Annotated in this window: 20 protein-coding genes; 11 read left to right on the forward strand and 9 right to left on the reverse strand. The window is 71.2% G+C overall.

Annotated elements, in window-relative coordinates:
• Positions 1 to 32: 32 nt before the first annotated feature.
• On the forward strand, positions 33 to 473 hold the full coding sequence (locus AB0I88_RS00585; protein ID WP_361016710.1) for a carboxymuconolactone decarboxylase family protein: 441 nt from the start codon (positions 33 to 35) through the stop codon (positions 471 to 473).
• Between the two features lie 97 nt (positions 474 to 570).
• Here the strand turns inward: AB0I88_RS00585 and AB0I88_RS00590 are convergent, their stop codons facing one another.
• Complete coding sequence (locus AB0I88_RS00590) at positions 571 to 1,458, reverse strand: polysaccharide deacetylase family protein (RefSeq protein WP_361016713.1); 888 nt, start codon at positions 1,456 to 1,458, stop codon at positions 571 to 573.
• Positions 1,459 to 1,616: 158 nt separating this feature from the next.
• Positions 1,617 to 2,411: an SAM-dependent methyltransferase gene (locus AB0I88_RS00595; protein ID WP_361016716.1), complete on the reverse strand. Its 795-nt coding sequence runs from the start codon at positions 2,409 to 2,411 to the stop codon at positions 1,617 to 1,619.
• On the opposite strand from AB0I88_RS00595, the gene AB0I88_RS00600 reads away from it, so the two are divergent.
• Both AB0I88_RS00600 and AB0I88_RS00605 read left to right on the forward strand, forming a co-directional pair.
• Complete coding sequence (locus tag AB0I88_RS00600) at positions 2,410 to 2,643, forward strand: hypothetical protein (RefSeq protein ID WP_361016718.1); 234 nt, start codon at positions 2,410 to 2,412, stop codon at positions 2,641 to 2,643. The genes AB0I88_RS00595 and AB0I88_RS00600 overlap by 2 nt on opposite strands.
• A gap of 73 nt (positions 2,644 to 2,716) precedes the next feature.
• Positions 2,717 to 3,544 (forward strand): hypothetical protein, encoded by an 828-nt coding sequence (locus tag AB0I88_RS00605; protein ID WP_361016720.1) that lies wholly within the window; start codon positions 2,717 to 2,719, stop codon positions 3,542 to 3,544.
• A 178-nt stretch (positions 3,545 to 3,722) separates the two neighbouring features.
• On the opposite strand, the gene AB0I88_RS00610 is transcribed toward AB0I88_RS00605, so the two are convergent.
• The gene (locus AB0I88_RS00610) at positions 3,723 to 4,130 is read right to left on the reverse strand and encodes a hypothetical protein (protein WP_361016722.1); all 408 of its coding nucleotides are present in this window, start codon (positions 4,128 to 4,130) and stop codon (positions 3,723 to 3,725) included.
• Entirely contained in the window at positions 4,127 to 4,459 is a 333-nt protein-coding gene (locus tag AB0I88_RS00615; RefSeq protein ID WP_361016725.1) for a hypothetical protein, read from the reverse strand. Before AB0I88_RS00615 ends, AB0I88_RS00610 begins: the two co-directional genes overlap by 4 nt.
• Positions 4,460 to 4,601: 142 nt before the next feature.
• On the opposite strand from AB0I88_RS00615, the gene AB0I88_RS00620 reads away from it, so the two are divergent.
• On the forward strand, positions 4,602 to 5,150 hold the full coding sequence (locus tag AB0I88_RS00620) for a hypothetical protein (protein ID WP_361016728.1): 549 nt from the start codon (positions 4,602 to 4,604) through the stop codon (positions 5,148 to 5,150).
• Between the two features lie 141 nt (positions 5,151 to 5,291).
• Positions 5,292 to 5,831: a snapalysin family zinc-dependent metalloprotease gene (locus AB0I88_RS00625; RefSeq protein ID WP_361016730.1), complete on the forward strand. Its 540-nt coding sequence runs from the start codon at positions 5,292 to 5,294 to the stop codon at positions 5,829 to 5,831.
• Between the two features lie 136 nt (positions 5,832 to 5,967).
• On the opposite strand, the gene AB0I88_RS00630 is transcribed toward AB0I88_RS00625, so the two are convergent.
• The 4 genes from AB0I88_RS00630 to AB0I88_RS00645 all read right to left on the reverse strand — a co-directional run bounded on the left by AB0I88_RS00630 (position 5,968) and on the right by AB0I88_RS00645 (position 10,061).
• Positions 5,968 to 8,265 (reverse strand): DUF6055 domain-containing protein, encoded by a 2,298-nt coding sequence (locus tag AB0I88_RS00630; RefSeq protein ID WP_361016733.1) that lies wholly within the window; start codon positions 8,263 to 8,265, stop codon positions 5,968 to 5,970.
• Between the two features lie 200 nt (positions 8,266 to 8,465).
• Entirely contained in the window at positions 8,466 to 8,738 is a 273-nt protein-coding gene (locus tag AB0I88_RS00635) for a hypothetical protein (RefSeq protein ID WP_361016736.1), read from the reverse strand.
• A 74-nt stretch (positions 8,739 to 8,812) separates the two neighbouring features.
• Positions 8,813 to 9,334: a GAF domain-containing protein gene (locus AB0I88_RS00640; RefSeq protein WP_361016739.1), complete on the reverse strand. Its 522-nt coding sequence runs from the start codon at positions 9,332 to 9,334 to the stop codon at positions 8,813 to 8,815.
• 340 nt (positions 9,335 to 9,674) lie between these two features.
• On the reverse strand, positions 9,675 to 10,061 hold the full coding sequence (locus tag AB0I88_RS00645) for a metalloregulator ArsR/SmtB family transcription factor (RefSeq protein WP_361016742.1): 387 nt from the start codon (positions 10,059 to 10,061) through the stop codon (positions 9,675 to 9,677).
• Between the two features lie 113 nt (positions 10,062 to 10,174).
• On the opposite strand from AB0I88_RS00645, the gene AB0I88_RS00650 reads away from it, so the two are divergent.
• Positions 10,175 to 12,139, forward strand: coding sequence for a heavy metal translocating P-type ATPase (locus AB0I88_RS00650; protein ID WP_361017120.1), 1,965 nt, complete (start codon positions 10,175 to 10,177; stop codon positions 12,137 to 12,139).
• A gap of 181 nt (positions 12,140 to 12,320) precedes the next feature.
• On the forward strand, positions 12,321 to 12,713 hold the full coding sequence (locus AB0I88_RS00655) for a hypothetical protein (RefSeq protein ID WP_361016745.1): 393 nt from the start codon (positions 12,321 to 12,323) through the stop codon (positions 12,711 to 12,713).
• Positions 12,714 to 12,759: 46 nt separating this feature from the next.
• Here the strand turns inward: AB0I88_RS00655 and AB0I88_RS00660 are convergent, their stop codons facing one another.
• Complete coding sequence (locus tag AB0I88_RS00660; protein WP_361016748.1) at positions 12,760 to 13,053, reverse strand: hypothetical protein; 294 nt, start codon at positions 13,051 to 13,053, stop codon at positions 12,760 to 12,762.
• Between the two features lie 84 nt (positions 13,054 to 13,137).
• Here AB0I88_RS00660 and AB0I88_RS00665 point away from each other — a divergent pair, with 84 nt between their 5' ends.
• The 4 genes from AB0I88_RS00665 (at position 13,138) to AB0I88_RS00680 (ending at position 18,498) form a co-directional block, all read left to right on the forward strand.
• Positions 13,138 to 13,347, forward strand: coding sequence for a hypothetical protein (locus tag AB0I88_RS00665; RefSeq protein WP_361016751.1), 210 nt, complete (start codon positions 13,138 to 13,140; stop codon positions 13,345 to 13,347).
• Between the two features lie 79 nt (positions 13,348 to 13,426).
• Positions 13,427 to 15,646, forward strand: coding sequence for a bifunctional diguanylate cyclase/phosphodiesterase (locus AB0I88_RS00670; protein WP_361016754.1), 2,220 nt, complete (start codon positions 13,427 to 13,429; stop codon positions 15,644 to 15,646).
• Positions 15,647 to 15,655: 9 nt separating this feature from the next.
• The gene (locus tag AB0I88_RS00675; protein ID WP_361016757.1) at positions 15,656 to 16,555 is read left to right on the forward strand and encodes a DUF1295 domain-containing protein; all 900 of its coding nucleotides are present in this window, start codon (positions 15,656 to 15,658) and stop codon (positions 16,553 to 16,555) included.
• A gap of 137 nt (positions 16,556 to 16,692) precedes the next feature.
• Positions 16,693 to 18,498 (forward strand): PAS domain S-box protein, encoded by a 1,806-nt coding sequence (locus AB0I88_RS00680; protein WP_361016760.1) that lies wholly within the window; start codon positions 16,693 to 16,695, stop codon positions 18,496 to 18,498.
• The last annotated feature ends 23 nt before the right edge of the window (positions 18,499 to 18,521 follow it).

An 18,521-nucleotide genomic window follows, 5' to 3' on the forward strand; every position in this document is an offset into this window, starting at 1 on the left:
GCCGAGGTCACTTCCGCCTCTAGGCTCGGATCATGACCGAACAGCGCATGACATTCCGTACCGCCGCACCCCAGGTCTTCCGGGCCGTGCTCGCCCTCGACGCCGCCGCGAAACAGGGGCTCGACCCGGTTCTGGCCGAGCTGATCCAGATCCGCACGGCGCAGATCAACCGGTGCGCGTACTGCATCGGTTACCACACCCGCGACGCCCGCAAGGCCGGCGAGACCGAGCAGCGGATCTTCCAGCTCTCCGCGTGGGAGGAGTCACGTCTCTACACCGAGCGGGAGCGGGCGGCGCTCGCCCTCACCGACGCGGTCACCCTGCTGCCGCACGGCGTCTCCGACGAGGTGTACGCCGCAGCCGCCCGCCTGTTCCCCGAGCCGGAGCTGGCACAGCTCATCGCCCTGATCCTCACCGCGAACGCGTGGAACCGGATCAACGTCACCTGCCGCACCGAACCCGATGCTCACTGAGGTCGCGGCCCGGCCGGCTCGCCGTCGCCGCGGTGAGCCGGGCATCGTCGCCCCGGCGGTCGGCGGGTCGCTGCCGGCCGGCGCGCGTTGCCGCTGTTCACGCTGACGGTCGCGAAGCGGGCCCCGGCCCGGTGAGGTGCGGCCGGCCCGGGGACGACGGCGCCGCCGCCGGCAGGGGCATGTAGTCCTCGAGCAGGGCCGGGGTGAGCCCGGACCGGTGGATGGCCTTGAGCGCGCTGACGAAGTCCTTCCGGAACGCCTCGCGGAAGTGCATCAGGATGATGTCGCCGGGCTGGACGCGCCGGCCCTCCTGGTAGCGGACCTTGCCCTTGTGCACGGTCTCGGTCCACATGAAGGCGGCCGTCATCCCGCAGTCCTTGGCGGCGCGCAGCGTGGTGGAGTCCTTGTTGCCGAAGGGCGGGCGGAACAGGGTGGGCCGCCGCTGGAACCAGTCGCCGAGTTCGTCGGCGGACTGGCAGATCTCCCGGCGCTGGAACTCGTAGGAGCGGCCGCTGAGGCTGGGGTGGGTGACGGTGTGCGACTCGATGGTGGCCCCGGCGTCGAGCATGGGCTTGAAGTAGCCCGGGTCGTCACGGATCGCGTCGGTGGTCAGGAACAGCGTGACGGGCACGCCGGCGGCGGCGATCAGGGCCGGCGCCTCCGGCTTCTTGAGGTAGCCGTCGTCGATGGTCAGGAAGGCGACCTTCTGGGTGGTGGGGATCCGTTTCAGGTATTCCACCGAGTCGCCGGCCGGCAGGGTGATGCGCTGCGGCGGTGGGGCGGGTGCGAAGTCCGGGATGCCGTACCGGGCGCGCTGGGCCGCCCGGGTGGACTCGGGTGTGGGCACGGCCGAGGTCGCCGGGACGCTGACGGACGGTGCCGGGGAGGGCGGGGCGGCCGGTGGTTCGCCGCCGTTGGAGCAGGCGGCCAGCAGCGCGGCGGCCACCGCCACCGCTGTCGCACGAAAAGTCCTCGCGTTCCCCATCCGCGCGATACTGGTGCGACAGGTGTGAAGCCCACGTCAAGGCCCCGCCGGGGTGAGGCGCGGGTCACCGCCGGACGCCGACCCCGAGAGCCGAGGCCGGCGTGAGGTGCGCACCCGAATGCCCCACGCCGTTCCCGGCTACCGGACGGGTGTCACGGTCAGGGCTTCCGTGCCACCGCTCCGTAGGCGTCCAGCCACTCGGCTTCACCGTCCGGGCGCCACTGGGTGATCTGCACCAGGCCCGGCTCCACCAGTGTCAGCCCCTCGAACAGGGCGCCGATCTCGTCCGGGCTGCGCAGGATGTACGGCACGCCGCCGTTCTGGGCCAGCCGGTCGGCGCCTTCCACCACGGCCGGAGTGGTGTTCGTGCCGTCCCACAACACCAGGTGGCTGCCCGCGGGGGTGGCCTCCATGATGGTGTTCACGATCCGGGACACGACCGTGAGGTCCGGCTCGTAGCCCAGAACGCCCATGAACATCACGCCGACCGGCTGGGAGAAGTCGAGCCCCTCGCGAGCCTCGGCGAGGATCCGCTCCGGGTCGTGATAGTCGGCGTGCACATGGATGGTGCGGCGGTCCCCGGTCGTCTCCGCCATCAGCGCGCGGGCGTGCACCATCACGAGCGGGTCGTTGTCCACATAGACGACGCGGCTCTCGGGCGCGACGGCCTGGGCGACCTCATGGGTGTTCTGCATCGTCGGCAGGCCGGTGCCGATGTCGAGGAACTGACGGATGCCGGCTTCGGCGGCCAGGTAGCGGACGGCCCGGATGAGGAACTGACGCGACTGCTTCGCCATGAGCACGATCTCGGGGTACACCTGGGCGACCGCGTCGCCGGCGGCCCGGTCGGCGGCGAAGTTGTCCTTACCTCCCATCCAGTAGTTCCAGATGCGTGCCGCGTGCGGCACGTCCGGCTGAAGCTGGGCAGAGATCGGGTCATCCGTGTGCGCCATGGCCACGTTGTACTGGAGGCGTCAGGGATGCGCAAGTTTCGATGACGGCGCGTCGCCGAAGCTCAGATCCGACCACCCGGTGACCCAGCGGCAGCACAGCACCGACGCCGACGGGCAACGCGGCACCCATGATCTGCTGGAGGAATCAGCGACGGCGGCTACCGGACCACTTGCCGAAAACGTTTTCGTCAGGCAGCCTGGCCAGCAGGCGATACGCATCGATTGGGGCTGATGCGTGTGGTCCGTCCGGTGATGTCCATGCACGGAGCCGACCGGGCGACAAAACCACTTCTCCGGGAGGTTCCGTGCGAACAACACGCCTGATCACCCTGATCGCAGCCCTGGTGGCGATCATCCTGGCCCCCACCTCGGCGCAGGCCGCTCCCCCGGCCTGGAGCCCGCCCGCCAACCTGGTCACCCCGCTCGCCCAGGTCTGGCAACACCAGGAGCAGACCTACAACAACGGCAATCTGTACGCGTTCCGCAACTACGGCTGGGACCAGGTCATGGCCAACCGTGGCTACATCAACTACTGCGTCCGCTGGGACTCGTCGGCGACCGTCACCGCCACCCAGCGCGACCAGATCCACGCCGCCCTCGCCCGCCAGCACAAGAAGTGGATGGACGAGCTGACCGGGCACAACGCCTGGCCGTACGCCGACGTGCCGGTCCGCGTCGTCGGCTGGGCCGTGCGCAACCGATCCCAGCTGCAGTGGTCCGACACGAGCGTCGACGTCTACGTCAACGACATCCGGGAGAACGCCCCGCAATGCTCCACCCCCTGCGGGCGCTTCTTCCACCAGAACGGCCAGTACCCCAACTGTCCCGGCGGATACGCCCGCCACTACGACCAGTCCCTGTGGCTGACCGACGGCTTCGGCGGCGGCGCGGGCGGCGACTGGGGCCAGCGGATGGGCCGCGAATACTTCATGAACAACATCAACGCGGCCAACATGACGATCCTGCTGCACGAGATCGGCCACACCTGGGGCCTGGACGACTTCTACGACTGGACCCCGACCGGTGTCAGCAACTTCATCATGCGGGCCGGCAGTTCGGCGTCGATCACCGAGTTCGACGCCTGGATGTTCCGCGACTGGTGGCGCCACCTGAAGAGCCGCTACGGCTACTGAAAGCCCCGACACCGTCCCGGCCGGGCCCGCACCCGGCCGGGACGGCGCTCAGCGCCAGCCGGGCGGTACTGGCCGGCCGTGGGCGCTGCCCAACCGCTTCGCGACAGCGCCCACGACCAGCCGATGAGGATCGGCTACAGCGGATCGCCATCCGCGAACAGCCCCGACCGCTGAGGGGTCAGCCGCCGGGGCAGGTTCGGCCGCCGCTGGTGGGGATGCACTGGGTCACCCGCGGGGCGGGCTCCAGCGCGGGTGGGACGGTGCCGATCAGCGGCGCCGCGGACTGGCTCGCGGCTGTCCCGTAAACGGCCAGGAACAGCAGCATTCCGGCCAGGGCGGCCAGGAAGTGGGTGCGCCAGTAGCGGTCGTGGAGCAGGGCGGCCAGCAGCAGGCCCAGCAACGGTACGGCCGCGTTGAGGATCATCGCAGCGCCCAGGTAACGGTCGGTGACCGCCCCGAAGTGCTCGGCGTCGGCGCGGGTGGCGAGCGTGGGTGGGGTGGCCCGGCGGATCAGGCCGACGATCAGCAGGAACGGCACACCGTAGAGCCAGCCGAAGAAGAGCGCGCCGAGCGTCGTACGCCTCATCGGGCGACGGCCAGGACCAGACCGCCGAGCGCGGCCGCCACGGGGACCGCGAGCACCGCGGAGATGGTTCCGGCCAGTGGCGCCGAAGGCAGCCGCCGGGCGAGCGGACCGGCCAGCGCCAGCACGATGGCGATCATGCCGAGGAGGAACGGGCTGGCCAGCGCCAGGGCGAGGGTGACCGCCTCGCCGGGGGTGAAGCACCACGAGGTGGTGTCGTCGCAGGTGCGTTCGCCGAGCGCCTGGACCGCTCCGGCGGTCACGGCCGTGACCACGGTGACCAGCCATCCCAGGCCGACCAGGGCGGTCGACCGGTACGACGTCTCCGTCATTCTGCGGGTCCCCGTTCACGCGTGGTCGATGTCCGGGCCGGAGCGTAGTACCCGCGCGCCCGGGTTCCGGCGGGGAAATGTCAACATGGCCGCAGCCATTCAGCGACCTGGGGGACACGTGAGACATATCGAGGCAACCGGCGTGGCGGCGCTCCTGGTGCTGGCGCTGGCCGGGTGCGAGAAGGCGGCGGAGCCCACTGCCCCGGCCCCGGCCGCGAGTGCCGCCGTGACCACGCCCACGACCACGCCCACGACGAAGGCGACGAAGGCGGCGACCGAGGCGGCGCCGGTGCTGGAGGACGGCCGGCATCCGGTCTATCTCACCAAGGTGGACGGCGCCGGGAAGAAGGTGACCTTCGACCTGATCGAGTTCCTGACCGGGGAGGAGGCCAAGGCGCGGTGGAAGAAGGAGAATCCGGAGCACCCGGACGGCCCGGACAACGACTACATGATCGTCAACGAGAACCCGAAGCTGCGGACGCTGCCGGTCGCGGCGGACGCCGACTGTCAGGTGCTGGCGTCGCTGGGCGGGGTGGACATGACGCAGGTGAAGTTCACCGAGCTGCCGGCGGTTCTGAAGGAGCAGAGCGAGGTCGTGAAGCCGACGCCGCCACGCATCGCGGTGCTGCCGTTCTGGTTGACGGTCGAGGACGGCACGGTCGTCGGGCTCGAGGAGCAGTTCCTGCCCTGACGTACCGCTCGCCATGATCGTCGCGGTGGTGTTCCCGGCTTGACGGCATCACCCGCGGCAGAGGGGTGAGCCGGTATGCCGCATTGATGGATGCACGTCGATAGAAAGGAGGGGTCCCGTTCCCCATCCCCGGAGGAAGCAATGCTGCTTCGCAGAATCGCCGCGGCCTTCGTCGCCGTGCTCGCCCTCGGCGGCGTCCAGGCCGTCACGGCCGGGCCCGCCGCCGCGGCGCCCCGCACCCTCTACTACGACGCCGGCCAGGCCCAGGAGTTCAAGGCGGTCGTCGACCAGGGCGCCCAGATCTGGAACAGCCGGGTGACCAACGTGCGCCTGCTGCCGGTCCCGGCCGGATCAACCCCCAACATCCGGGTGTACGCCGACAACGGCTGGCCGCGCGCACAGACGACGTCCCTCGGCAACGGCCGCTGGTACATGGGCCGGCAGGCCGTCAACCAGGGCTACCACCCGCCGCGGATCGCCGCGCACGAGTTCGGGCACCTGCTCGGGCTGCCGGACCGCCGCACCGGCCTGTGCGCCGACCTGATGTCCGGCAGCAGCGCGCCGGTGAGCTGCACCAACGCCTACCCGAACGCCCGCGAGGCGGCCACCGTGAACAACAACTTCGCCACCGTGGCCCGGATGCCGGCCGCCACGTTCGTCTGGTCGGGCAGCCGACCCTAGGGAGACCGTGTGGGGGCCGGATGCGCTCGTCGCCCGGCCCCTGCGCGGGTCACGGTGGCCCGCTCGGCCGGAGGTCGCGGCATGGGCCCGGACCGGGTGGGAGACCGCACGCGGCGGCCTCCCACCCGGTCACGCGTCACCCGGCGAAGGCCTTCACCTCGAGCAGGCCCACCGAGCCGGCGCTGGAGGCGCGCAGCGACACCCGCAGGCGGGTGGTGGTGACCGGGGTGAAGGTGACCGTGTTGTAGGTGTCGGCGGCCTTCGGATATCCACTGGCGGCGGGCACGTCGGCGTACGCGGTACCGGTCCAGTACTGGAGCTTCCAGGATGCGGGCAGGCGTACCCCGTTGCCGTCGTCGAACAGGTAGACCTGGGCGCGGCCGAGTTTCACGGCGGACGGCCAGGTCAGTTCGGCCCACTGGCGGCCGGTCCGCGGCCAGGTGCCCCATCGTGGGTTGACGGTGTCGTTCGAGGCCGCCGGTTCCCGGCCGTCGTTGACGGCGCTCACCTTCTCCCACGCCGAGGTGTAGGAGGCGGTCGCGGTGGCCGTACCGGCGAGGTTGCCGCTGGTGGCCGGGGCGGACGTGACCGGGGCCGCCGACGACGGGGTGACCGGCGCGGGGGTCGCGGAAGGCGTCGCCGGCGGGGTCGCCGAAGGGATCGCCGCGGGGGTTCCCGAGATCGCCAGGTCAGCGCTGGGGAAAGCGCTGAACGACGGGTTGACGTCGGTCTCACCGGCCGCGCCGTCGCACTTGCGGTCCGGGTTGAACAGCAGGTACGTGCCGGACGAGCAGGCGAACGCGATCTCCGCGTCGCCGCCGACCACGACCGTGCCGGACAGGTTGGCGCCCTCCTGGATCAGGGCGTTGTCCTTGACCACGGCGTTGCCGCCGACGGTGCCGCCGTTGACCCAGCCGAGACCCTCGATCCGGGCGTTGCCGGTGACGGTGCCGCCCATCACGGCGGCTTTCGGCCCGACGTACGCGGTGGACGCGACACTCGCGCTCGCGGCGACCCAGCCGCCGCCGTTGGAGTGCCAGCGGCCGCCCCCGGTGGGACTCGGCTTCACGTGGCCCGGCTCGAACCCGGACGGGGTGGCGCCGGAGACGCGGAACTCGTACGGGAACCGGCGCGCCTTGGGGTAGCCGTCGAGGAACCCGTAGTGCGGCACCGCGCTCGGTGTGGCGGTGACGACCAGCCACACCTCGGACTCGCCGGCCTGCAACGGGAAGTCGATCTGCCCGTCGGCGCCGACCTTCAGCGCCGAGTAGCGGGGCGTGCCGTTCTTCACCGCGACCAGGCCGAACGTCCAGCCACCGGCCCCGGTCTCGGTGTGGCCCTTGAGCCGCAGCCGCACCGGGGCGCCATCGGTGGACGGCACCAGCTTGATCTTGTTGAAGCCGTAGTCGGACGGCGCGACGCGGGCGTTGATCCGGTAGTGCCCCAGACTCGCGTCGATCGCCTCGACGTTCCCGCCGTTGTAGGCGTTGAGGAACCCGGCGCCCCACACGTTGGTGATGAACGGCATGAGCGTCGCCCGGTTGCCGAAGTCGTAGGTGACCGTGCGGGTGGCGTACTCGCCGAGGCGCCGGTTCAGCTCGGCCTGGTCGATACCGGCGATCCGCCGGTAGGTCTCCAGCGGATGTTCGGTACTGCGGGCCTCGTTCCAGATGCGGTTGAACATGGCGAGACCGTCACGGTCCTTGATGTACTGCGCGAGCATCCAGTTGCCGTAGTGGTGCCGGCTCGACGAGTAGTACAGGTTCTCCGAGCGCAGCCACCGGGTCAGGTCGCCCGCGGCCGTGGTGGGCAGCGCCTGCATGGCCATGAACTCGGCGCTGGTCTCCCAGAACGTGCCGGCCGAGGCGTCGGTGAAGCCGTAGCCGGAGCGGCCCAAAAACGTGTAGTTCTGGAACACGTGGGCCAGCTCGTGCGCGAGACCCCACGAGCCGGGCAGGGCCGCGCCGGGGGCGACGTTGATGACCCCGACCTTGCCGTCGACCGAGCCGCCGGTGGCCCAGGCGTTGAGCTCGGTACGGTTCCAGGTGTTCGTGACGATGACGATGATCTTGTGTTCGGCGAGCAGCCCGGTCTCCGGCGTGAACTTCATGGTGTTCACGTAGAAGCCGTAGAGGTTCTCCAGCTGGCTGATCACGCTGTCCGGGTCGAAGTCGTACGGCGACGGCGCCGTCTTCGGATCGGTGCCCGACTTCTCACCCCAGAGCAGGATGAAGTTGTTCGACTCCTTGGTTCGTTCGGCGGCCCACGGCACCTCTCCGGTCCGGGTCCAGTGTGCGGGGATGTAGACGGTCTTGGTGGCCGCTGACGCGCGCGACATGATCTGGGGGATCAGACCGGCGCTCGCGAGGAGCACCAGCGCACACGCGATGACGAGCCACAGCTGCCGCCGTGATCGCGTTCGGGGGATCGGCATGAACCGGCACCCTAGACCACTTTTGTTAGCGCTCCCAAAACTGTTTAGCGGGGTCTTTCCCCGCCCTTTCCGGACGCTTAAGACGGCTGCGGCCCAGCGTCCGACGAGCCCGGCCGGCAGAAGAGCGTCCTCCGCGAGGGCCGTGAGGCGCCCGGCAACCTCACCACGCCCCGGGCCGGGCCCGGGGCGAACATGCCGTTCTATCTCGTGGTCAGGGCGGTGTGGGCCTGGAGACGAATGTTCAGCGAGGCGACAGCGACCCGCACCGGCCCCGTGGTTGTTCTCAGCGCGACCGCGACGAGCTCGGCCAGCGCCGCTTGGTCGTCGGTATCCGGGCAGACATGGGCCGCCTCGCACAGCTGGGACCACAGCTGTGGGTCACCTCCGCACGCATCAATGATGCAGGCGTGCAGGTCGGCCACCAAGGGCCGCACCAGTCCGTAGGCATGGTCGCTGGCAATGTCAGTGGTCATGGAGAGCATCAAGCCTTTCCGATACGCGAGCAACGGCGACATGTCGGTGCCGAACAGGGTTGGCCGTGTGACGGTCAGCCACCCATCGCGTCCCGCATCAGCTCCACGGCACGCGGCGCCAGCGCGACCAGCACGTCCAGGTGAGCCTCGGTGAACGCACCGGGCAGCCCGGACAGCACACACAACGAGCCCACAGCCTGCCCGACCAGATGCAACGGCACCCCGGCGTAGCTACGCACCCCCGTGATCATCACCAGCGGATTGGCGATATGCGCGGGATCATCATGGGTATCGGCGACCAACAAAGGCGCGTCGCGACAGACCACCGTCGCACACGGCGCCCACTCCGCGGGCATGCCACCCGCATCAGCCAGCCAGCCACCCACCCCATGAGTGGCTGTCAGGACCCCCGCGTTGGCGAGGATCAGCGACACGCCCGCGCACGGTGCCCCCAGCACGCCGGCAACGTGATCGATGAACTGTTGCAACGCCGCCGGGGTGCCCGCAGTACGCGGCAGCAAGCGCGCCACCGCCTCCAGCCGCTCAGGGCGGGTCAACGCGTCGACCGGGGTATCAGAACAGGAACCAAGCACCATGAGACCTTCCACCTAGGGAAGCCCCAACGCTACGACCGCACCGGTCACCGAACCGGTGCCGCCCAGCAGCAGAAGAGCTGCACTACTGCGCACCCTCAAACCACCGACGGTGTACCAGCCGCAGGGACAGTCACAGGCCGAACGACCTCTCACCACCCCTCGACAGAACCCCCGACACTGGACACGATCTTGCCGCCGCCCAGGACACGACGCGATAGTTCATGCCGCCGCTCGAACGCGTCGAGTTGTGCACCGGCGTCCGCAGCCGGTGGTACGTGAGCCCGGTAGCGCGGCGAACTGGTACCCGGAGTCGATCAGGCGCACCCGGCCGGGCCTGTGTTCAGCGGGTTGGTGCGGGATCGGGGAGATGGGCGTGGTGTGCCTCTGCGGTGGGGTTTCCGGGCAGGTCAACGTCGGTGTGGCCGGTGCGGAACAGGGCTTCGGCCAGGACGGCGCGGACGTGGGTGCCGGCGGCGGAGTAGTGCACGAAGGTGCCTACGCGGCGGCCTCGGACCAGGCCGGCCAGGCGCAGTTTGGCCAGGTGCTGGCTGACCGCGGTGGGGGTGGCGCCGACGATGTCGGCCAGGCAGGTCACGGAGGACTCGCCCTGCAGCAGGGCCCAGAGGATTTTGATGCGGGTGGCGTCGGCGAGCAGCCGGAAGCTTTCGGCGGCCAGGTTGACCTGTTCGTCGGTGGGCATCTGGAAGTCCGGCAGCGTGGTATGCACCCGACCACCATAACCGGGACCTAAGTCCCTGGCTGTTCAGTCATCTGACTGCCTGCATAGGTGTGCAGGTAAGGTTCCCCTTTGTGATCACGACTGCCACGCCCACCCGTACCGTGCCGGGCCCGGCGGCCGGCTCGCCGCCGCGCCTGCGCACCCGGCTCTGGCGGTTGCCCGAAGCGCGGTGGGCGGCCGTGGCCACCGCCCTGTTCGCCGCCGGCGGCCTGGCCCAACTGCTGGGCGCCCCGCCGGCGGTGTGGTGGACGTTGTATCTGTCCTGCTACGTCACCGGCGGCTGGGAACCCGCCCTCGCCGGAGTACGGGCGCTGGGCGAGCGCACCCTGGACGTCGACCTGCTGATGATCGTGGCCGCGATCGGGGCCGCCGCGATCGGGCAGGTCTTCGACGGCGCACTGCTGATCGTCATCTTCGCCACTTCCGGGGCGCTGGAGGCGTTCGCCACCGCTCGCACCGCCGACTCGGTGCGAGCGCTGCTCGACCTCGCCCCCGATCGCGCCGTGCGCGTCGGCCCCGACGGCACCGAGACCGAGGTGGACACCACCGGGCTGCGGGTCGGCGACCTGATCCGGATCCGCCCGGGCGAGCGTGTCGGCGCCGACGCGATCGTGGTCGCCGGTGCCAGCGACGTCGACCAGGCCACGATCACCGGCGAGTCCCTGCCCGCGGCGAAGTTCCCCGGCGACGAAGTGTTCGCCGGCACCCTCAACGGCATCGGGACCCTGCTCGCGCGGGTCCACCGCGATCCGGGCGACTCGGTGATCGCCCGGATCGTCGCCCTGGTCGAGCAGGCCTCGGCCACCAAGGCCAAGACCCAGCTGTTCATCGAGAAGGTGGAACAGCGCTACTCGATCGGCGTGGTCGCTGCCACCCTCGCCCTGTTCGCCGTCCCTCTGCTGTTCGGTGCCGGCCTGCAACCCACTCTGCTGCGCGCGATGACCTTCATGATCGTGGCGTCGCCGTGCGCGGTCGTGCTGGCCACCATGCCGCCGCTGCTGTCGGCGATCGCCGTCGCCGGCCGGCACGGCGTGCTGGTCAAGTCGGCCGTGGTCATGGAACGGCTGGCCGACACGGCCGTGGTGGCGTTCGACAAGACCGGCACCCTGACCGAGGGCACTCCGCGGGTCGCCGAGATCCACCCGGCCACCGGCGTCACCGACAGGGAGGTCCTGCGGCTGGCCGCCGCCGCCGAACGCCACAGCGAACATCCGGTCGCCACCGCGATCCTGGCCGCCGCCCGCGACCACGATCTCACCGTGCCGGAGGTCACGGGATTCACCTCGACCCCCGGCCGCGGCGTGCGCGCGACCGTCGACGGCCGGGCGGTGGCCGTCGGCGGCCCCGCCCTGCTGGACTCCCGCACCGGCGACCAGGCGGTGCGCGCGGCGATCCACGCCGCCGAGACGGCCGGGCACACCGCTGTGCTGGTGCTGTCCGATGGTGCACCGGCCGGTGTCCTGGTGCTCACCGACCGGATCCGGCCGGCGGCAGCCGGCACGGTGACCGCCCTGGCCCGCCTCACCGGCACCACACCGGTGCTGTTCACCGGCGACAATCCCGGCGCCGCCGCCCACCTGGCCGCCCAGGCAGGCATCCACGGCGTGCACGCCGGGCTGTTGCCCCAGCATAAGGTCGACCGGGTCCGTGCCCTGCAAGACGACGGCCACCGGGTGCTGCTGGTCGGTGACGGCGTCAACGACGCCCCCGCCCTGACCGCCGCCGACCTGGGAGTGGCCATGGGCCTGCGCGGCTCCGACCTGGCCCTGCACAGCGCCGACGCGGTCCTGGTCCGCGACGACCTGAGCACCCTGCCCGCCGTCATCGCCCTGTCCCGCCGCGCCCGCCGCCTGGTCAAAGCGAACCTGGCCATCGCCGCGACCTTCATCATCGCGCTGGTCACCTGGGACCTGCTCGGCCACCTCCCGCTGCCGCTCGGCGTCGCCGGACACGAGGGCTCCACCGTCATCGTCGGACTCAACGGCCTGCGTCTGCTCACCAACCGCGCCTGGAACCGCGCCCGCATCGACGCCTCGGGCGTACCGCCCGCCGCTCCGCTCGGCTGAGCGGAAACGTGGCGAGCGAGCCCAGGCTGCCAGATCCAGCTGCCCGTACACCGTCACCGACGATGTCACCGGAGATCGACCGGACCGTCACCGCGATCCGCCACCTCGCCGGGCCGTAACCGCGGATCGCCGACATCTTCCGCTTCGCGGCGCGACACTACCGGGGAAGGGGGTAGGAGAAATGCTACGAAAACTGTCTGTTCTCGGCACGGCGGCCGTCTGCGTGGCGACCGGCCTGCCACTCGCCAGCGGGTCACCAGCGGCGGCCGGTACGGCGTTCGGCTGCCATTATCCGCAAGTCTGCCTGTATCAGAGCGGCTCCGACTGGGAGGACCGCCACCCGACGGCGAGCTACCGGCGGATGACCTCGCAGTGGCAGCGGCTCGGCGCGGGCGGACGCCACTCGCACGCGGTCTACAACTCACGCAACGACGACGCCGTGTGGCTGCTCGACCAGGACGGCACCTCGGCCTGCGTGAAACCCGGAGACACCTGGTTCTACGACGAGACCGACTATCCGTGGCACATCGTCGGCATCAGGATCGTCGACGAGCCCGGCTGCGTGGCCGGCTGAGCCCCGCGCCGCGGGACGGCCGCCAGTGTGCCCGGCGGCCGTGGCCCTAGGGGCGCGGGGCCGTCCGGGTCCACGATCGCTCGCCGCGGCGGCTGGTCGCGGCGACGCAACGCGGGCAGATGTGCCGGATCTCGTCGCCCGCGGTGACCATGTCGGTGGCCCGGAAGTCGAACCGCACGTGCGGGAATCGTCGCAGCCGGGTCCGGCTCAGCGCCAGGCCGCACAGCGTCTGGTTCATGCCGGGGGTCCAGGCGTGCACCTCCCCCGCCGGCTGCCGGACGCCGTCGTCGCCGGGAAACTCGCTCGACGCCGCCACCGCGGCGGCACGTGTTCTCGTCATGTCCGGGTCTTTCCCCGGCGGGGCCGGACATATCCGCTGGTGGGCGGGGTGATCCGGCGACCGTCAAGACGTGGGAGGAGTTTCGTGACGACGAACGTCCGGCAGCCCGAGATGCGGCGCAGCGGCGAATCGCCGACCACCGAGCAGCGCACCGGGGACGCCCACCGGACCGAGGCGCTTCAGGAAAGCCACGACAAGACCGGCCATCGCAAGACGCCGGCGGGTCAGACGTCGCCTTACGGTCCGTCCGGCGCGACCGCCGACGACGGCGACGGAGATCCACCGGGCGCGTAGCCCGTCTGCTGCCGCGTGGGCGGCGACAACGGCTCCAGGGTCCTCTCAACTGGGGCACACCGTCGCCGATGGTCGGCTCATGAGCCCGGGTGCCCGTTGGTGGCGGTGGTGGGTCGTGGGTGGCGTGCTCGCCACCGTCGGCTTCTACCTGCTGCCCGCCGGCAGCCCGCTGTCGATCATCGAGTACAACGCGGTCGGCCTCTGTGCCGGGCTGGTCATCCTGGCCGCGGTGCGGTGGAACCGGCCGCCGAGCCCGGCCGCGTGGGTCCTCTTCGCGGCCGGGATCCTGCTGTCGTCCGCCGGGGACTTCACCTGGTGGTATCTGCAGCACGTGCGCCACGAGGAGCCGTACCCGTCGATCGCGGACGTCTTCTACGTCGCCTCCTACCCGCCGCTGATCGCCGGGCTGTTCCTGCTGCTGCGCGAGTACCGCGGCCGGGACTCCGACGGGCTCCTCGACGCCGCGATGGCCGCCGTCGGACTGTCGCTGGGCCTGTGGGTGTTCCTCCTGCATCCGGTCGCCGCCGGTGAGTCGGCGTCGCTGCTGGAACGGATCGTCAGCACCGCCTATCCGGCGCTCGACGTGCTGCTGCTGGTGATGATCGCCCGGCTGCTCACCGGCGCCCGCACCCGTACGGTCAGCTCCGACCTGCTCGGGCTGGCGGCCGGGTTGCTGCTGGTCGGCGACGTCGCCTTCTCGGTGGCGAGCCTGCATTTCGGGTACGAGGGGCGCGGCCTCGACTGGACCTGGCTGCTGGCGTACGTGGTGTGGGGCGCGGCGGCGCTGCACCCGTCGATGGCCGTCGCCTCGTCCGCGGACGGCCCGAGGACGGTACGCACGAGCCGCTCCCACCTGGCCGTGATCGCCTGCTGTTCGGTGCCCGCCCCCGGCCTGCTGTTCATCCCGTCGGTGGGCGGCGACGACGTCGACCGGGTCGTCATCGCGGCCGGCGCGATCGTGCTGTTCGTGCTCGGCGTGACCCGGATGGCCGGTGTGATGCGCAAGGTGCAGCGGCAGGCGACCGAGCTGCGGCGGGTCGCGAGCCGGGACGACCTGACCGGCCTGCACAACCGGCGGCACTTCTACCTCGCGCTGGGTGAGGCCCTGGACGGCGGCTGTCCGCAGGTGATCCTCGTCGGGCTCAACGATCTGGGCGGCATCAACGACGAGCTCGGCCACGTGGCCGGGGACCACGTGATCGGCCGGGTCGCGGAGCGGGTGCGTTCGCTGGCCGGTCCGCGGGCGCTGGTGGCGCGGGTCAGCGGCGACGAGTTCGCGGTGCTGCTGCCGGACGCGGCGCCGGGTGAGACGGACGCGGTGGCCGGCCGGCTGATCGGGGCGGTGCACTATCCGGTCCGCAACGACGGGTACGAGGTGCTGGTCAGCGCCGACATCGGGGTCTCCGGCGCCGACGGCGCGGACGATCCGGTGGAGGTGCTGCGCCGGGCCGGGGTGGCGATGTGCGCGGCCAGGCGGACCGGTGAGCCGTACGTCCGGTGGACGGCCGCGTTCGACGAACGTTCGTCGGAGCAGGCCCGGCTGGGCGCGCAGATCCGGCACGGGCTCGACACCGGCCAGTTCCAGCTGGTGTACCAGCCGATCGTCCGGCTGCCCGAGTGCCGGGTCGTCGCCGTGGAGGCGCTGGTCCGCTGGCGGCACCCGCGGCGTGGCCTGATCAGCCCGGCCCTGTTCATCCCGGTCGCCGAACGCAACGGGCTGATCGTCGAGCTGGGCGCCTGGATCCTGGAGACCGCGTGCGCGCGGCTCACCCGGTGGACCGCCGAACTCGGGCCGCTCGCTCCGGACCGGATCAGTGTGAACGTGTCGGCCCGTCAGCTGGCGCGGTCGGGGTTCGCCGAGTCGGTGGCCGCCGTGCTCACGCGTACCGGTCTGGCGCCGCACCGGCTGACCGTCGAGGTGACCGAGACGGCGGTGTTCGAGGGCGGCCCGGCCGTGGTGGCGCTGCACGAGCTGCGTGCCCTGGGCGTACGCATCGCGCTGGACGACTTCGGCACCGGGCACTCGTCGCTGGGTCTGCTGCAGAGCGTCCCGGCCGACGTTCTGAAGATCGACAAGTCGTTCGTCGACCGGATCACCGAGGCCGGCCGCCACGCCGTCATCGCGGAGGCGATGATGCAGGTCAGCGCGGGGCTGGGCCTGGAGGCGGTGGCCGAGGGCGTGGAGACGGCCGAGCAGGCGGAGGCGCTGTACCGGCTCGGCTACCGGCTGTTGCAGGGCTACCTCTTCGGCCGGCCGGCCGAGGAACCGGACTTCACGGCACGGGCGGTGCACGCCTAGTCTCATGCTATGTCGACGGGTCTGGATCGATCGCGGGGGTTCGCCGTGGTGACGGCCGCCTACCTCGTGGCCGGGCTGGCCGCGTGGGCCGTCGCCGCCGTGCTGGACGGAACGCCTCCGCTGCTGTTGACCTTCTACGCCGACCTGGCCGCCACCCTGGTGGTGTTCGCGGCGAGCATGCTGGTCGCCAACGCCAGCCTGTACGACCCGTACTGGAGTGTCGCCCCGGCCGTGATCGTGGTCGTCTGGGTGCTGTGGCGCACCGGCGGCGACCCGTCCGCGGCGACCGGACGGCAGGTGGCCGTGCTGCTGCTGGTGCTGGCCTGGGCGGTGCGGCTGACCGCCAACTGGGCGTCGTCGTGGCGCGGCCTGAGCCACGAGGACTGGCGTTACGTGCAGTTGCGTGAACAGCGCCCGCCCGGCGTGCCGTGGTGGCTGGTCAACCTGGCCGGCATCCAGCTCATGCCGACGCTGGTGGTCTTCGCCGGGCTTCTTCCGGTCTGGCCCGCCGTGACGGTGACCGGCCGGCCGTGGGGTGTGCTCGACGTGCTGGCGGTGGCGGTGACCGCCACCGCCGTGCTGATCGAGGCGACCGCCGACCGGCAGATGCGCCGGTTCACCCGGGATCCGGCGAACCGGGGCCGGATCATCGACCGGGGCCTGTGGCGTCACTCGCGGCATCCGAACTATCTGGGCGAGATCATGTTCTGGTGGGGGTTGTGGCTGTTCGGGCTGGCCGCCGCGCCGGACCGGTGGTGGACGGTGCTCGGCCCGGTCACGATGGTGCTGCTCTTCCTGTTCGTGAGCGTGCCGATGATGGACCGTCGGTCGATGGCCCGCCGTCCGGCCTACGAGGAGCACATGCGCCGCGTCCCGGCGCTGCTGCCCCGGCCGGCCCGCCCACGGTAGGTGTGACGGCAGGATCGCCGTCTGGCGTCGAGGGTCGTTCACGCCGTGGTGGCGCGTCTGCTGGTTTTCGAACTCGGCCTCTGATCCGGCCGAACGGGGCATAGCCTACCGGCAGCATCCGGAAAGGCGGCCCAGCGATGAAGCCTCCGAAAGCGGTGCCGGGCGTCGGCGTGGCCTTCGTGGCCGTGACCGTCCTGGCCGTGCTCTCCGCGGCCTCGCCACCCCGGATGCTCACGTTCGGCATGCTGGCGCTGGGGCCCGCCCTGGCGGCCGCCACCGCGAACCCCCGCGGGGTGCTGGCCGTGGGTGCCTACGCGTGGGCCGCCGCCTTCGCCATCTCCAGCTCGCAGGGCCTGCTCGGAAGCACCGACCAGATTCTGCGGCTGCTGGTGATGACCGCCATCACGGTGATCGGCTGGGTGATCGCCCGCCGCCTGCGATCGCTGCTGCGGATCCGGTCCGCCGCCACCCGCGAACGCGAGATGCTGGCCGCCATCGTCGAGCAGTCCTCCGACGCGATCATCGTGACCGACCTCGACGGCACCGTGACGATCTGGAACGCCGGCGCCGAGAACCTGTACGGCTACCGCGCGAGCGAGGTCACCGGCCGCCGCTTCACCCGGATCCTGCCGCCGGACCGCCGGGCCGCCTTCGAACAGTCCCTGGCCGCCCTGTCCGCCGGCGGGCACCTGCGGCTCGACGAGGCCCGGCGCGTCCGCCGTGACGGCACCGAGGTGACGGTCTCGGTCACGGTCGCCCCGATCCGCGACGACACCGGCCGGGTCGTCGCGGCGGCCGCCACCGAACGGGACGTCACCGCCGCGAAACGGCTCGAAGCCGAGGAGAGGCTCGCCCTGGAACGGTCCGCCCGTGCCGCCCGGATGGAGAGCCTGGGCCAGCTGGCCGGCGGGGTGGCGCACGACTTCAACAACCTGCTGGCCATCATCCTCAACTACGCCGACTTCCTGACCGACGAGGTCACCCCCGAAGGCCGGAAGGACCTGGCCCGGATCCGTAATGCCGCCGACCGGGCCCGCGACCTGACCGGGCAGTTGCTGCTGTTCGCCAAGCGGGAACCGACCCAGGTCGAGACCGTCGACCTGAACGAGGTCGTCGACTGCTCCAGCGAACTGCTCCGCCGCAGCATCGGCGCCAACATCCGGATCCTCTGCCGCAAACATCCGCTGCCGCTGCCGGTCCGGGTGAACCGGGGCCACCTCGACCAGATAATGATCAACCTGATCGTGAACGCCCGGGACGCGATGGCCGACGGCGGCGTGGTCGTCGTCGAGACCGGCCGGGTGGACAGCGGCGACGCCCGGCTCACCGTCAGCGACACCGGCTGCGGCATGACCGCCGAGGTGCGCGACCGTCTCTTCGAGCCGTTCTTCACCACCAAACCCGTGGACCAGGGCACCGGGCTCGGCCTGGCCACCGTCTACGGCATCGTCGAGGACGCCGGCGGGCGGATCAGCGTGGACTCGTCGCCGGGTGTCGGCACCACCTTCCAGATTCTGCTGCCACCGGCCGGGGAACCGGCGAACCGGGCGGTCCGGCCGGACGACGGCCCGGCGGCGCCCGGGCACGGCGAGCACGTCGCCGTGATCGAGGACGAGGAGTACGTCCGCGACCTGGTGGTGCGGATCCTCCAGGAGAACGGTTACCGCACCACCGTCTGGCACGACGCCACCGAACCGGGGGACGTGGTCCTGCTCGTCACCGACATCGTGCTGCGCGACCGCTCCGGCCCGGCGATCGCCGACCAGTTGCGGGCCCGCCATCCGCACCTGCGGGTGCTGTTCATATCCGGTTACAGCGAGGACGATCTGCGCCGCCGCTACGATCTCGGCCCGGCCCGCATCGTGCAGAAGCCGTTCACGGCCGTGGAACTGCTCGCCGCCGTCGGCGAGGCCCTGGCGCCGGCCGCCGACCGGCGACGTTAGGGCGTACCTGTCCGCGGCGGGGC

The sequence above is a fragment of the Actinoplanes sp. NPDC049802 genome (genome assembly GCF_040656595.1).
Classification (GTDB): Bacteria; Actinomycetota; Actinomycetes; order Mycobacteriales; family Micromonosporaceae; genus Actinoplanes.

What these genes read in the sequence shown, in the direction of transcription:
- AB0I88_RS00585 (WP_361016710.1), top strand. Translation starts at nt 33, where the DNA reads ATGACCGAACAGCGCATGACATTCCGTACCGCCGCACCCCAGGTCTTC.
- AB0I88_RS00590 (WP_361016713.1), bottom strand. Translation starts at nt 1,458, where the DNA reads ATGGGGAACGCGAGGACTTTTCGTGCGACAGCGGTGGCGGTGGCCGCC.
- AB0I88_RS00600 (WP_361016718.1), top strand. Translation starts at nt 2,410, where the DNA reads ATGGCCACGTTGTACTGGAGGCGTCAGGGATGCGCAAGTTTCGATGAC.
- AB0I88_RS00595 (WP_361016716.1), bottom strand. Translation starts at nt 2,411, where the DNA reads ATGGCGCACACGGATGACCCGATCTCTGCCCAGCTTCAGCCGGACGTG.
- AB0I88_RS00610 (WP_361016722.1), bottom strand. Translation starts at nt 4,130, where the DNA reads ATGAGGCGTACGACGCTCGGCGCGCTCTTCTTCGGCTGGCTCTACGGT.
- AB0I88_RS00615 (WP_361016725.1), bottom strand. Translation starts at nt 4,459, where the DNA reads ATGACGGAGACGTCGTACCGGTCGACCGCCCTGGTCGGCCTGGGATGG.
- AB0I88_RS00625 (WP_361016730.1), top strand. Translation starts at nt 5,292, where the DNA reads ATGCTGCTTCGCAGAATCGCCGCGGCCTTCGTCGCCGTGCTCGCCCTC.
- AB0I88_RS00630 (WP_361016733.1), bottom strand. Translation starts at nt 8,265, where the DNA reads ATGCCGATCCCCCGAACGCGATCACGGCGGCAGCTGTGGCTCGTCATC.
- AB0I88_RS00635 (WP_361016736.1), bottom strand. Translation starts at nt 8,738, where the DNA reads ATGACCACTGACATTGCCAGCGACCATGCCTACGGACTGGTGCGGCCC.
- AB0I88_RS00640 (WP_361016739.1), bottom strand. Translation starts at nt 9,334, where the DNA reads ATGGTGCTTGGTTCCTGTTCTGATACCCCGGTCGACGCGTTGACCCGC.
- AB0I88_RS00655 (WP_361016745.1), top strand. Translation starts at nt 12,321, where the DNA reads ATGCTACGAAAACTGTCTGTTCTCGGCACGGCGGCCGTCTGCGTGGCG.
- AB0I88_RS00660 (WP_361016748.1), bottom strand. Translation starts at nt 13,053, where the DNA reads ATGACGAGAACACGTGCCGCCGCGGTGGCGGCGTCGAGCGAGTTTCCC.
- AB0I88_RS00670 (WP_361016754.1), top strand. Translation starts at nt 13,427, where the DNA reads ATGAGCCCGGGTGCCCGTTGGTGGCGGTGGTGGGTCGTGGGTGGCGTG.
- AB0I88_RS00675 (WP_361016757.1), top strand. Translation starts at nt 15,656, where the DNA reads ATGTCGACGGGTCTGGATCGATCGCGGGGGTTCGCCGTGGTGACGGCC.
- AB0I88_RS00680 (WP_361016760.1), top strand. Translation starts at nt 16,693, where the DNA reads ATGAAGCCTCCGAAAGCGGTGCCGGGCGTCGGCGTGGCCTTCGTGGCC.